10 protein-coding genes and 1 other RNA gene are annotated in these 14588 nt (G+C 21.0%); 7 read left to right on the top strand and 4 right to left on the bottom strand.

The annotated features are described in order from the left end of the window. Positions 1-2 precede the first annotated feature (2 nt). The 5 genes from H0H34_RS00055 to lnt all read left to right on the top strand — a co-directional run bounded on the left by H0H34_RS00055 (position 3) and on the right by lnt (position 5759). Positions 3-524 carry a hypothetical protein gene (locus H0H34_RS00055; protein ID WP_185873311.1) on the top strand — a complete coding sequence of 174 codons (522 nt, stop codon included), beginning with the start codon at positions 3-5 and terminating at the stop codon, positions 522-524. Further along, positions 521-2395, top strand: coding sequence for a penicillin-binding transpeptidase domain-containing protein (locus H0H34_RS00050; protein WP_185873310.1), 1875 nt, complete (start codon positions 521-523; stop codon positions 2393-2395). Before H0H34_RS00055 ends, H0H34_RS00050 begins: the two co-directional genes overlap by 4 nt. 2 nt (positions 2396-2397) lie before the next feature. Then, entirely contained in the window at positions 2398-3630 is a 1233-nt protein-coding gene (gene rodA, locus H0H34_RS00045) for a rod shape-determining protein RodA (protein WP_238785454.1), read from the top strand. Between the two features lie 62 nt (positions 3631-3692). Continuing rightward, positions 3693-4100, top strand: a transfer-messenger RNA (tmRNA) gene (gene ssrA, locus H0H34_RS00040). Positions 4101-4109: 9 nt separating this feature from the next. After that, on the top strand, positions 4110-5759 hold the full coding sequence (gene lnt / locus H0H34_RS00035; RefSeq protein WP_317167302.1) for an apolipoprotein N-acyltransferase: 1650 nt from the start codon (positions 4110-4112) through the stop codon (positions 5757-5759). Here the strand turns inward: lnt and H0H34_RS00030 are convergent. Beyond that, positions 5743-7290, bottom strand: a complete 1548-nt coding sequence (locus H0H34_RS00030; protein WP_185873309.1) for an NAD(P)H-hydrate dehydratase — start codon at positions 7288-7290, stop codon at positions 5743-5745. The two genes, lnt and H0H34_RS00030, sit on opposite strands and share 17 nt — an antisense overlap. Positions 7291-7405: 115 nt before the next feature. Here H0H34_RS00030 and H0H34_RS00025 point away from each other — a divergent pair, with 115 nt between their 5' ends. Further along, positions 7406-8596 (top strand): dihydrolipoamide acetyltransferase family protein, encoded by a 1191-nt coding sequence (locus tag H0H34_RS00025; protein ID WP_185873308.1) that lies wholly within the window; start codon positions 7406-7408, stop codon positions 8594-8596. Then, positions 8596-9096: an inorganic diphosphatase gene (locus H0H34_RS00020; RefSeq protein ID WP_394798898.1), complete on the top strand. Its 501-nt coding sequence runs from the start codon at positions 8596-8598 to the stop codon at positions 9094-9096. Before H0H34_RS00025 ends, H0H34_RS00020 begins: the two co-directional genes overlap by 1 nt. Before the next feature lie 8 nt (positions 9097-9104). On the opposite strand, the gene aspS is transcribed toward H0H34_RS00020, so the two are convergent. The 3 genes from aspS to nusA form a co-directional block, all read right to left on the bottom strand. Further along, positions 9105-10760, bottom strand: a complete 1656-nt coding sequence (aspS, locus tag H0H34_RS00015; protein ID WP_185873307.1) for an aspartate--tRNA ligase — start codon at positions 10758-10760, stop codon at positions 9105-9107. An 18-nt stretch (positions 10761-10778) separates the two neighbouring features. Beyond that, positions 10779-13259 (bottom strand): translation initiation factor IF-2, encoded by a 2481-nt coding sequence (infB, locus tag H0H34_RS00010; RefSeq protein ID WP_185873306.1) that lies wholly within the window; start codon positions 13257-13259, stop codon positions 10779-10781. A gap of 93 nt (positions 13260-13352) precedes the next feature. After that, positions 13353-14588, bottom strand: coding sequence for a transcription termination factor NusA (nusA, locus tag H0H34_RS00005; protein WP_185873305.1), 1236 nt, complete (start codon positions 14586-14588; stop codon positions 13353-13355).

The raw sequence follows: 14588 nt of genomic DNA, 5'->3' as shown, positions 1-14588 counted from the left end.
AGATGAATTTTATAAAAAAAATCGTTGTTTCAACATTTTATATTTCTTTTATTTGTTTAGTTCAAATATCAATTTTTAATAATCCTATATTTTTAGGAGAATATTCTTATATATATATTATTTTTATATTAATATATCCATATAGATGGAATAAACATATTTTTTTATTTTTTTCTTTTTTTATTGGTTTTATTATAGATTGTTTTATGAATACAGGGGGAATACATGCTTTTTCTACTACTTTATGTGCTTTTTTAAGAATAAATTTTTTACAATTTTTTGATGGAAATAATTTTAATCAAGAAAATTTTTCAATTTATGAATTACCTTTTTTTAAAAAGATATTTTATATTTTTTCATTAGTTTTAATACATGACATATCATTATTAATTATAGAATTATCAAATGGTTCAGTTGTAATTAATAAAATAATTTTTTTTAAAACATTATTTAGTAGTGTTTTTACAACAATTTTATGTATTATCTACTTTTCTTTTAGAAATTTTAGAAAAACTAGAATTTGAAAAAATTATTTAATTTTTATTTATTATTATTTATAGTAGGTTTTATATTTATATCTAGATTGTTTTATATACAAATTTATACAGATAAATATATTTTGAATGCCTTGAATACTTCTATAAAAAAGGAAATAATTATTCCTGACAGGGGATTTATTTTTGATAGTAATCATAAATTACTAGTTTTTAATAAATCTATTTATGAATTAGTTATTATCCCAATTCTTATGGAAGAAAAAAATTTTAATGTTAAAGAATTTTGTGATATAGTAGGTATTAAAAAAAATATTTTTTTTCAAAATTTAGAAAAAGCAAAATCTTATTCAAGATATTTACCGTCTGTATTTGTTCCTTTTCTTTCAAAAGAAAAATTCGCTTCTATACAAGAAAAATTATATAAATTTAAAGGTTTTGATTGGATAAAGAGATCTATTAGAGATTATAATGTAAAAAGTTCCACAAATATATTTGGATATATAGGAGAAGTTACAGATAATGATATAAAAAGAGAATCAGAATATTATCAACTAGGTGATTTTATAGGATGGGCAGGTATAGAAAAATCTTGTGAAAAATTTTTAAGAGGTAAAAAAGGAATAAATTATTGGTTAAGAGATAAAAATGGATCTATTATAGATAGTTATAATAACAAAAAAAATAATATTAAAGCTATAAGTGGAAGTGATGTAACTTTAACTATTAATTGGAATCTACAAAAATATGTAGAAAACCTTATGGTTAATAAAAAAGGTGGAGTAGTAGCTATTAATCCAAAAAATGGAGAAATATTATCTTTAGTTTCTAGTCCAATTAGCAATCCTAATTTATTAGTTGGTAAAAATCGTAATAAAGAATTTAAAAGATTGATTAATGATTTAAATAATCCTTTATTTGATAGATCTATACAAGCCCGTTATTCTCCAGCATCAACATTTAAATTATTAATAGAATTAGCAGGTCTTCAAATGGGAGTAATTAATGAAAATACTAACTTTATATGTCATAATGGATTTAGATATGGAAAAAAAAGAATTAAATGTATATCTGGTTCAAATCATAGATTTCCAATAAACGTTAAAAAAGCTATTGCTATTTCTTGTAATAATTTTTTTGCACAAGTTTATAAACGTATTGTAGAAAAATATCCAAAAGATTTAAAAGTTGGTGTAAATGAATGGAATAAAATTGTTAAAAGTTTTGGATTCGATTATGATTTTCCTTATGATTTAATATCGTATAAATCTAGAAAAAATTTAATACCTTCTGGAGATTTTTATGATAAAAAATATGGAAAAAACAAATGGAATGCTATAACAATTATATCAAATAGTATTGGGCAAGGAGAGGTAAACGTTTCTCCAATGCAATTAGCAAATTTATCATGTATTATTGCTAATAAAGGTTATTTCTATATTCCACATATTATAAAAAATATTAATAATAAAAAATCAATAATTTATAAAAAATTAAAAACAAAAATAAAAAACAAAAATTATTTTAATGTAGTTATTGATGGAATGGAAAAAGTTTTTATGGTTGGAACTGGAAGATCTTTTCGATGTCCTAATATAAAAATGGCAGGTAAAACAGGTACTTCTCAAAATTTTATTAAAATTAATAAGAAAATAATATCATTACCAGACCATTCTATATTTATATTGTTTGCTCCTGTGAAAAATCCTAAAATTGCTGTATCTGTAATTATAGAAAATGGAGGATTTGGATCTAATTTAGCTGGACCTATTGCTAGTCTTGTTGCTGAAAAATATATTAGTAATAATATTTATAGAAAAGATATTGAAAAAAGAATAATTAAATCTAATCTACAAAAAATTTATGATTCTATTTATAAAATAAAAAAAATTAAAAAATAAAGATGCAAGAAATACCAATAATAAGAAGAAATAGAAATTATATTATAGATTGGAAAATTATAATTATTTATTTTTTTATAACTATTTTTGGTTATATAAATTTATATTCTGTATCTAATGAAAAAGCTGAAAAACAATTAATTTGGATTATTTTTAGTTTTATATCAATATTTATAATTTTTATATTTAAACCTATTCATTATATAAATTTTTCTCCATTTTTTTTCATAATTACATTATCTCTTTTAATAGGTGTATTTTTTTTTGGAAAAGACATAAATGGATCAAAATCATGGTATGTTATAGGAAACATTAATTTTCAGCCATCTGAATTATCTAAAATATCAACTTCTTTAATTATTGCTTATTTATTAAAAAAATATAACATAAATAATAAAAAAATATTTTTTTTAATTATGTTAATATTAATAGTTCCATCTATATTAATATTTATACAACCTGATCCAGGATCATCAATAATTTTTTCTTCTTTTTTTTTAACTTTATATAGAGAAGGACTTTCTCTTATTTTTATATTTTATTGTATATTTTCTATATTATTATTTTTACTTTCATTAATTGTTCCATATTATTTTATTATTCCATTTTTATTAATAATTTTTATTATCTTATTCTTTAAGAATAGAAAAATATATAAAAATATTTTTCTATTTTTGTTATTTTCTTTTTTATCTATTTTCTCTCCATTTTTTTTTAAAAAACTTTTAAAACCACATCATAAAGATAGAATTAACATTTTATTTCAAAATGAATTTGACAAAAAATATAGAGATAATATAGGATATAACTTATTATTTTCAAAAACTGCTATTGGATCTGGAAATATATTTGGAAAAGGATTTCATAAAGGAACAATAACAAAAGGTAAGTTTGTTCCAGAGCAACATACTGATTATATTTTTTGTACAGTAGGAGAAGAATGGGGATTTATTGGAAGTACAATATTGATAATATTTTATTTATTATTTATAGGTAGAATATATTTTTTATCAGAAAGACAAAAAGATTATTTTGGAAGAGTTTTAGGTTATTCAGTTGGAAATATTATTTTTATTCATTTTTTTATTAATTTAGGTATGGTTATGGGGTTATTACCTACGATTGGAATTGTATTACCATTTTTTAGTTACGGTGGCTCATCTTTTTTATCTTTTACTATATTAACATTTTTATTTATTAGAATTGACGCATACAATCAATCTAGTTTTAGATAAAAAAAAATTAAGAAATTTTATTTAAATTAAAAAAAATTTTTTTATATTGTAATAAAATTAAGGGGGTTGTTATATGGTAATTGACATCATGATTTAATAAAAGTAAGCATATCGTGTAACTGTAATAAAATTCACGTAAAAAATTTATTACAAAATATAAACGGCGAAAAAGAATACGCTTTTGCTGCTTAACTTATTTTAATAAGTAGCTATAATCATATTAATGATAGCAAAATATCTTCACAAAAATTTTTTCCTTATGATTTTTGTATTATGAAGGTACTTAATAAAAATAAGGAACTAAGAAAATTGATTATTCTTAAATTTTCTTTAGATTAATTTTGAATAGTAGATTTATATTTTTGATTCCAAAAACTGAATATAAATTGAAAAATTTTTTTTGGATAAATATGTAGAAAGCTTTTATTTTACTTGTTTGGACGCGGGTTCGAATCCCGCCAACTCCATTTTAAAAAAAAATTATAAAAATAAGTAAAACTCAATCTTTTTTATATAGTATATTTTCTGGACTTTTATTAAGTATAGGTTGGCCAACCAATGGTGATCCTATTTATTTATTTGTAGCATTTGTTCCATTATTATATTTGGAAGAATTTTTAAATAAAAAGAGTTATTTTTATATATTATTTTTTTCTTTTACTTCTTTTTTAATTTGGAATTCTATTTCTACATGGTGGTTACATTATGCAAAAAGATCTGATGGTAGTTTTGCTATAGAAGCGTATCTAATTCCTGTAACTATAAATTCTATAATGATGTCTGTTGTATTTACAACTTACTCATTTTTTAAAAAAAATACAGATTTACCTAAATTAGGATATATATTTTTAATATGTTTTTGGATATTATTTGAAAAAATGCATTTAGAATGGGAATTATCATGGCCATGGCTTAATTTAGGGAATGGATTTTCAAATCGTATTGAATGGATTCAATGGTATGAATATACTGGAGTGTTAGGTGGGACTATATGGATATGGATTGTAAATATTGGAATTATAAATTCAATTATTGAATATAAACAAAATAATAATTTAATTTCTTTATACAGAAATTTATTTATTAATATATCAATAATATTTTGTATGATTTTTATATCAAATATTATTTATTTTAATTGTAAAAAAATAAAAAATGATAAATGTATTGAAACATTAATATTACAACCTAACATTGATTCATATAACCAAAAATACAAATTATCAAATAAAGAGTTAATTATTAAATTTAAAAAATTAATGAATATAGATTTTTTAAAAAAATCTATGTTAATTGTAGCTCCTGAAACTTCATTTCCTGGTAATGAAAATAAGACAATAACTAATAATTTAAAAAAAAATGAAATAATTTCTAACTTTATAAATTATTTCAAGATTAAATCCCCATATACAACATTTATAGTTGGATTAGAATTATTAACAATCTATAATAATAAAAATAAAAGTGAGACTTCTAAACCATTTTTAAAAAAAAATAATTTATGGATTGATGTTTTTAATTCAGTTGTTCAAATAAGATCTACAGATAAAAATCTTTTATATCATCATAAATCTAAATTAGTTCCAGCTGTTGAGTCTTTTCCATATAAAAAAATATTATATCCAATAATAGGAAACATATTACTAAACTTTGGTGGAGGAGTAATAGAATTAGGAAAACAAAATAATTCTTTTGTATTTAATAATTATGATTCAAAAATAAATATAGCTCCTATAATTTGTTATGAATCTGTTTTTGGAGAATATGTTTCTAAATTTTTTAAAAAAAATGCAAATATAATGGTAGTTATTACTAATGACGGATGGTGGGGTAATTCACAGGGTTGTAAACAACATTTATATTATGCACGTTTGAGAGCTATTGAAAATAGAAAATATATAGCTAGATCAGCTAATACTGGAATTTCTTGTTTTATTGATTATACAGGAAATATAATTTCTAAAATAGATTATGGAAAAGAAGGTATTTTAAAAAATAAAATATATTCTAATTCAAAAAAAACTTTTTATACAAAACATGGAGATTTTTTATATAGAATATGCTTTTTAATAATTATTAATATTATTCTTTATAACTTATATGAAGTTTTTTTTAAAAAGTTGTTTTAATGGATTTTGGTATATAATTTACAATATCTGTAGCAATAATAGAACATTCATTTTTTTCTTTAGAGGCAATATCTCCTGCTAATCCATGTAAGTAAACACTCATAATACATGATTCTTTACGTGAATATCCTTGAGATAGAAAACTTAAAATCATTCCCGAAAGAACATCTCCACTACCAGCAGTTGCCATACCTGGATTTCCTGTACTATTAAAATAAAGTTCATCATAAGGAGTAGAAATTATAGAATATGCACCTTTTAATATTATATACATATTATATTTTTTAGACATTTTTTTTAGAATATATAATTTATGATAATCATTTTTCCACGAACCAAATAATTTTTTAAATTCTTTAGGATGTGGAGTAATAATAGTTTTGTTTGGAAGAAAGTCTAATAAATTTAAATTATTTGATAATATATTTATAGCGTCAGCATCTATTAAAATAGGTATAAATCTTTTTTTTTTTTTAATATATATTAAAAATGATTTAAATGCATTAACAGTAAATTTATTAACTCCCATTCCCATTCCTATTCCTATTGAATTTATATTTTCTGGAATATTTATATTACTTATATAATTATTATTTTTATCAGTTTTTACAATTGCTTCAAATATATTGTTTTGAATTATATCGTATCCACAACTTGGAACAAATATATTTAGTTTTCCAATTCCACATTTAAAACTAGCTTTTCCAGAAAGTACTATAGATCCTATCATTCCATATGAACCTCCTATAATAATTCCATTACCATAATTTCCTTTATGAGAAAATTTTTCTCTTTTTTTTTTCATATGGTAAACAACTTTTTTATCTATGTAAAAATTTTTTGTATATATTTTTTTTATAAATTCGTCTTTCCATCCAATATTCAAAATATACCATTTTTTTACATATTTTTTATAATCAGGTAAAAAAAATGGTAATTTTGGAACTTGAAAAGTTAATATATAATCAGATTTGATAATATTATTTGATTTAATAATTTTATCAAAATTTTCATTATTGTCAATAAACATACCAGATGGTACATCTATAGATAAAATAGATAAAAAATTTTTTTTATTTATAAAATTAAAGAATGATTCCCAATATTTATTAAGAGGTTTATTAAATCCTACGCCAACTATTGAATCAATAATATAACTTTTTTCACATAAAGAAGGATATTCGTCATTTTCATATATATTTATACATCTTATATTATATTTTAATATTTTTTTTTTGTTTATTAAGAATTCATTAGAATAATGACTAGAAATATTAATTATATATACAGAGACTTTTATTCCAAAAATATATAATCGTCTAGCCAAAGATAAACCATCGCCACCGTTATTTCCATTTCCTGATAAAATAATAAATGGAAAATTAAAATTTTCAAATAATTTTTTATTTTTTATTATCCAATCAAAACATTTTTTTGAAGCTCTTTCCATTAAATTATAATTAGAAATTGGTTCGAAATCAATACAATGTTGATCGGCTTTTTTAATTTGATTTAAAGAAAAAATTTTCATTTTTTAAATTTTTTAAAATGAATTTATTATTTTTGATTTATATATATGCAAAAATATAATTTTATAAAAAATGTACATATGGAAAATAATATAAAGATAATAATGATAAATTTAAATGTGCGAATATAATCTTACCATTCCTTCTTTAGGTGAAAGTATCAATGAAGTAACTATCATTCGTTGGTTAAAAAAAGAAGGAGATTTTATAAAAAAAGAAGAAATATTAGTAGAAATAACTACCGATAAAATTAATTCAGAAATAACATCTCCAATAAATGGATTTTTAAAAAAAAAATTTTATAATAAAAATGATATAGTTGAAATAGGATGTATTATAGCTACTTTAACAACATCAAAAAAAATAGATAAAAAAAATGAAATAAAATTTTATATAAAAAAAGAAAATAATAAAATATTTTATTCCCCTATTGTACGTAAAATTGCTGAAAAAGAAAAAATTAATTTTTATGAATTAGAAACAATAAATGGTACAGGTATAAAAGGTAGAGTTACTAAAAATGATATATTAACATATATAAAAAATAAAAAATCAAAAAAAATTTTATTGTATAAATCAAAAAAAAATAATTTTAACGAAAAAATTATAAAAATGAATAGAATACGAAAAATAACATCGGATCATATGATATACAGTAAAAAAACATCAGCACATGTAACTTCTTTTGTTGAAGCAGATGTAACAAATATTGTTAAGTGGAGAGAAAATTTAAAAGAATCTTTTAAAAAAAAAACAGGAGAAAAATTAACAATAATGTCTGTTTTTGTAAGATGTGTAATAAAAGCCATAAAAGATCTACCTATGATAAATATATCCGTAAATGAAACTAATATAATAATAAAAAAAAATATTAATATTGGAATTGCTACCGCATTACCCGATGGTAATTTAATTGTCCCCGTTATAAAAAATGCCGATTTTTATAATTTATTTGAATTGATAAAGATTATAAATGATTTAGTTAAAAGAGCCAAATTAAATAAATTAAAACCTGAAGAAACTAAGGATGGAACATATACAATAAGTAATATTGGAAGTTTTGGTAATCTTTTTGGAACACCAATAATACATCAACCACAAGTAGCAATTATGGCAATAGGATTGATTCATAAAAAATTATCTATAATAGAAAATAGTGGAGTAGATTATATAAAAATTAGGCATAAAATTTATTTATCTCATTCTTATGATCATAGAGTTATAGATGGAATTTTAGGAGGTGGATTTGTAAAAAAAGTTGCTTATTATTTAGAAAAATTTAATATATATACAAAAATAAAAAAATAATGGTAATATTTGATGTATTAATTGAAATTCCTAAAGGAAGTAGAAATAAATATGAATTTGATCAAAAATATAATAAAATACGATTAGATAGAGTATTATACTCACCTATGAATTATCCGGCAGATTATGGTTTTATTCCAGAAACATTGTCTACAGATAATGATCCTATGGATGTATTAGTTTTATTAACTGAACCTACTATTCCAGGATGTTTAATAACAGTTAAACCTATTGGTATTTTTTCTATGATAGATGACAAAAAAAAAGATGAAAAAATAATATGTGTCCCAATTTCTGATCCAAATTACAATATAATTAATGATATAAATGATATTAATTCACATAAAAAAAAGGAAATAGAACATTTTTTTTTAGTATATAAAGATTTAGAAAATAAAAAAATAGAAATAAATGGATGGAAAAGTAGAAAATATGCATTAATCTCATATAAAGAATCTTGTTTACGATATAAAAGGAATAAAAACTTACAACATTCTTAAAACTAATATTAAGACGGAGCATTTGTCATTATATCTTTACCGGAACTATTTTTAGGAAATGCAATAAAATTTTTTATATTATCATCTTTTTTTAATAAAGAAATTAATCTATCTAAACCAAATGCAATTCCACCATGTGGTGGTGTTCCGTATTCTAAAGCTTTAATAAAAAATCCAAATTTTTGTTGTATTTCTTTATTTGAAAAACCTAAATGATTAAAAATTAATTTTTGTATACTTTTTTTATTAATTCTTATAGATCCACTAGCTACTTCTACACCATTAATTACTAAATCGTAAGATTTAGAACGAACATTTTCTGGATTTTTTTTTAATAAATGTATATCCTCATTTATAGGAGATGTAAAAGGATGATGTACAGACTTATAATTATTATTACTATCTAATTTTAATATTGGTAATTCTGTTATCCATATTGGATTAAATGTAAAATCATTTTTTTTAGATAAATTATTAATTATTTCATTACGTATTTTTTTTAATAAAAATCTAGATTCATTTTTTTTTCCATAAGATATAAATATAAAATCCCCTGGATTAGTATTAAAAAATTTAGAAAAAATGTTTATTTCATCGTAATTTAATATTTTTTTGTTATATAATAAAAATTTTTTTTCCGACTTATGTTTTATACAAAAAATATTTTTATTTTCAATTTTGTTTTTTTTAAAATCTATAGGAAAATAATTAAAACTTTCTATTTTTATACCAATTACTAATTCATATTTTTTTAATATACTAATATTCTCTTTATTTACTAATAAATTTAATTCATTGAATTTCATTCCAAAACGTATATCTGGACAATCAGTACCATAATATTTAATAGATTTATAATAAGGAATAGATACAAAAGGTTTTGTAATTTTAAAATTACTAAATTTGGTAAAAATATGTATTACAAATTTTTCAAAAAATTTTAATATATCAATAACATCTACAAATAACATTTCACAATCAATTTGAGTAAACTCAATTTGTCTATCATATCTAGCGTCCTCATCTCTAAAGCATTTTATTATTTGAAAATATTTATCTATTCCACCTATCATAAGTAATTGTTTAAATATTTGAGGTGATTGATGTAATGCATAAAATTTGTTTTGATAATTCCTAGATGGAACTAAAAAACTTCTAGCCCCTTCAGGGGTATAATTAACTAATATAGGAGTTTCTATTTCTATAAAATCTTTAGAAGATAAGAATCTTCTTATTTCTAACATTATTTTATGACGAAATATTAAATTATTTTTTATAATAGATCTTCTTATATCAAGATATCTATAAATCATTCTATCTTTATCAGTTCCATCTGTTTTATCTTCTATAATAAAAGGAGGTATAAGTGATTTGTTTAATATTTCTATTTTTGATACTAATACTTCTATTGATCCTGTAGATAGAATATTATTTTTTGAAGATCTACTTACAACTTTTCCATTAATTCTTATTAAGAACTCTTTTCCTAAATTATTTCTTATTAATGATTTGTTAATTACTAATTGTGTAATTCCAAAATAATCTCTAATATCTATAAATATTATATTTCCTAAATTTCTAATTTTTTTAATCCATCCAGATAGTATTATTTTTTTATTAATATCTTTTTCAGATAATTCACCACAATTATGTGTTCTATACATAATATTGTTTTTTTATCATTATTTAGATTTTGATGAATAAAATTCTTCATAAGATTCTATGATATCTCCAGATTTTAAATCATTATAATTTTTTAATCTTATTCCACATTCATATCCTTTATTTACTTCTTTTACATCATCTTTAAATCGTTTTAATGATATAAATTCTCCATTATGAATAACAATACCTTCTCGTATCAATCTTACTTTTGATTTTCTTAATAATTTTCCTTCTATAACCATACATCCAGCAATTGTACCAACTTTATAAATTACAAATATTTCTCTTACTTCTGCATTTCCTAATATTTTTTCCCTTATTTCTGGAGATAACATACCATCCATTGCTTCTTTAACATCATTAATCACATTATATATAATAGAATAAATTCTTATTTCTATATTTTCTTTTCTTGATATATTTTTTGCTCCTATATTAGGTCTTACATTAAATCCTATTACAATTGCATCTGATGCACTAGCTAATAATATATCTGATTCTGTAATTTGTCCAACTCCTTTATAAAGGATATTAATCATAATGTTACTTTTAGATAATTTTTGTAAAGCATCAGCTATTGCTTCAACTGATCCATCTACATCTCCCTTTATAATTATTTTTAATTCTTTAAAATCTCCTATAGAAATCCTTCTTCCTATTTCATCTAAAGTTAAATGTTTCTGAGAACGTATATTTTGTTCTCTTTGTAATTGTTCTCTTTTAGAGGCTAATTGTTTAGCCTCTTTTTCATTAGAAAAAATTTTAAATTTTTCACCTGCAGTAGGTGCACCATTTAATCCTACTATAGTAACAGGTTTAGATGGACCAGCAAATGATATAGAATTACCCCTTTCATCTAATAAATTTTTTACTTTTCCATGATTTATTCCTGCTAAAACATAATCACCTAATTTTATAGTACCTCCCTGAACAAGTACAGTTGTTATATAACCTTTTCCTTTATCCAAAGAAGCTTCTATAACTGTACCTATTGCTAACTTATTAGGATTTGATTTTAAATTTAATAAGTTTGAAACTGAAATAACTTTTTCCAATAATTTTTTAATTCCTTTTCCAGTTTTTGCTGATATTTCTTGATTTGGATATTTACCTCCCCATTCTTCTACTAAAAAATTTAATTTTGATAATTGTTCTTTAATTCTATTTGTATTCGCATTTGGTTTATCAATCTTATTGAAAACAAAAATAATAGGTACGTTTGCTGCTTGAGCATGACTTATTGCTTCTTTAGTTTGAGGCATTATTTGATCATCTGATGCTATTACTATAATAGCTATATCAGTTATTTGAGCTCCTCTTGCTCTCATTGCAGTAAACGCTTCATGTCCAGGAGTATCTAAAAATGTAATTCCTTGGTTATCATTTAATTCTACACTGTATGCAGCTATATGTTGAGTAATACCCCCAGATTCTCCAGCAATAACGTTTGTATTTCTTATGAAATCTAATAAAGATGTTTTCCCATGATCTACATGTCCCATAATAGTAATTATAGGAGGTCTAGGTTTCAAATCTTTTTCTAAATCTTTTTCTTGATGAAATTCTTCTAAATCTAAACCTACAAATTCTACATTATATCCAAATTCATCTGATACTAAAGTTATTAATTCCGCATCTAATCTTTGATTCATAGTTACCATAATTCCTAAAGACATACATGACATAATAACATCAGTTGGATTTACATTCATCATTGATGATAGTTCATTAACTGTAGTAAATTCTGCTAATTTTAATAATTTTTCTTTTTTATTATCTATTTTATTTTTTATTATTTTTTTTTCTTTTTTGCTTTGACGTTTTTCTTTTTTTATTTTATATCTTGATTTTATTCCTTTATATGATAACTTTTCTAAAGTTTCTTTAATTTGTTTTTTTATTTGTTCATCTGTAATTTTTACTTTTTTATTAAATTTTTTTTCTGAATTTTTTTCTGAAAAATTTTTAAATGTATTATTTTTTCTATTTTTATTTTTAAATGGTATTTCTTTTTTTATTCTTTTTCGTTTTTTTTTAAAATTTGATTTTATTTTTCTTTTTTCAAATTTAGAAAGATCTATTTTATCTCCAGTTAATATAACACCATCTAACTTTTTATATACAGTATCTATGTGTTCAGGTAATTTTTTTTCTATTTTTTTTTCTTTCAATTTTTCATTTATTTTTTCATATTTTTCTATAGAATTGTAATTCTTAAATTTAAAATTAATTTTACTATTAATTTTTATTGATCTTAATAATTCTTTTTTTATTTTTTCATTTTCTATTTTTTTTTGTAAAAATATTTTTTCTGAATCATTTCTAATTCTTTTATAATTATTAAACTTTTTAATAAGAAATTTATATACTTTTTTTTCTATTTTTGTATTAGGATTATTTTCTATTTTAATACCATTTTTTCGTAAAAAATTAATTACTCTCTTTAATGATATATTAAATTTAGTTAAAATTGTCTTTAGTCTAATTTTATCAACCATATATTTTAATAAAAAATGAATAAGAACAAAAATAAAAATTTAAAATAAAAATTTAACAAGACAAACAATATTTAAAAGATAAATATTGTTTAATTATCCTTCAAATTCATTTTTTAATATAGAAACTATTTTTTTTATAACTTTTTCTTCAATATTTGTTTTTTCAATTAAATATTTTTTTTCATAATTTAAAACAGATTTTGCTGTATTTAGTCCAATTTTGTGAAATTTTTCTAAAATTTTTTTATCTATTTCATCAGAAAATTCTGACAATTCTACATCATCATCATAATGGTTATCTCTAAATATATTTATTTTATAACCTGTTAATTGTGTTGCTAATTTTATATTTTGTCCATTTTTTCCAATTGCTTTAGATATTTCTTCTATTTTTGCATATACATTAACGCATTTTTTTTTCTCATTAATTTCCATTATAGATATTTTTGCAGGACTTAAAGAACGAGTTATATATAATTGAATATTTGAAGTGTAATTAATAATATCTATATTTTCATTTTTTAATTCTCTAACAATTGGATGAATTCTAGATCCTTTCATTCCAACACAAGCACCTACTGGATCAATTCTATCATCATTAGATTCTACAGAAATCTTTGCTTTTTCTCCTGGAATTCTTGTAACTTTTTTAATTGTTATTATACCTTCTGAAATTTCTGGGATTTCTAATTTTAATAATTCTTCTAGAAAATCTTCATTTTTTCTAGTAAGAATAGCAATAGGTTTATTATCTTTCCAGTCTACTTTTTTTACTAATGCTTTAACTATATCTCCTTTTTTAAAAAAATCATTAGGGATTTGTTCTTGTTTAGGTAAAATCATTTCATTTTGTTCTTCATCCTTTACAAAAAGATGTTTAGGTAAAATATGATATACTTCTACATTTATTATTTCTCCTATTTTATTTTTAAATTTTCTATAAATATTTGTATTATCGTATTCATTAATTTTTGATAATAAATTTTGTTTTAATGATAAAATAGCTCTTCTACCTAATGATTTTAACTCAACTTTCTCTGTTACTTCTTCACCTATTTCAAAATCAGGTTCAATATTTTTTGCTTCATATAATTCTATTTCTTTATTTTTATCTTTAATAAATCCATCTTTTACTACTATTCTGTTTCTCCAAATTTCTAAGTCTCCTTGATCTGGATTTACTATAATATCATAATTTTTGGAAGAGTCGTATTTTTTTTTCAATACACATCGTATAGATTCTTCCAAAATAGCTATTAAGTTAACTCTATCTATTTTTTTTTCATATTTAAAATCTAAAAAAGAATCTATTAAAGCTTCATTATTCAT

The sequence above is a fragment of the Blattabacterium cuenoti genome (genome assembly GCF_014252375.1).
In the GTDB taxonomy this organism is placed as follows: Bacteria; Bacteroidota; Bacteroidia; order Flavobacteriales; family Blattabacteriaceae; genus Blattabacterium; species Blattabacterium cuenoti_AH.
The sequence above is the reverse complement of the archived record's forward strand: the minus strand, read 5'-3'. Positions and strand labels throughout refer to the sequence as shown.

Bases quoted from the DNA above. Each gene is read 5' to 3' on its own strand.
- infB (WP_185873306.1), bottom strand. From the start codon at position 13,259: ATGGTTGATAAAATTAGACTAAAGACAATTTTAACTAAATTTAATATA.
- H0H34_RS00030 (WP_185873309.1), bottom strand. From the start codon at position 7,290: ATGAAAATTTTTTCTTTAAATCAAATTAAAAAAGCCGATCAACATTGT.
- aspS (WP_185873307.1), bottom strand. From the start codon at position 10,760: ATGTATAGAACACATAATTGTGGTGAATTATCTGAAAAAGATATTAAT.
- H0H34_RS00025 (WP_185873308.1), top strand. From the start codon at position 7,406: ATGTGCGAATATAATCTTACCATTCCTTCTTTAGGTGAAAGTATCAAT.
- rodA (WP_238785454.1), top strand. From the start codon at position 2,398: ATGCAAGAAATACCAATAATAAGAAGAAATAGAAATTATATTATAGAT.
- H0H34_RS00020 (WP_394798898.1), top strand. From the start codon at position 8,596: ATGGTAATATTTGATGTATTAATTGAAATTCCTAAAGGAAGTAGAAAT.
- H0H34_RS00055 (WP_185873311.1), top strand. From the start codon at position 3: ATGAATTTTATAAAAAAAATCGTTGTTTCAACATTTTATATTTCTTTT.
- nusA (WP_185873305.1), bottom strand. From the start codon at position 14,588: ATGAATAATGAAGCTTTAATAGATTCTTTTTTAGATTTTAAATATGAA.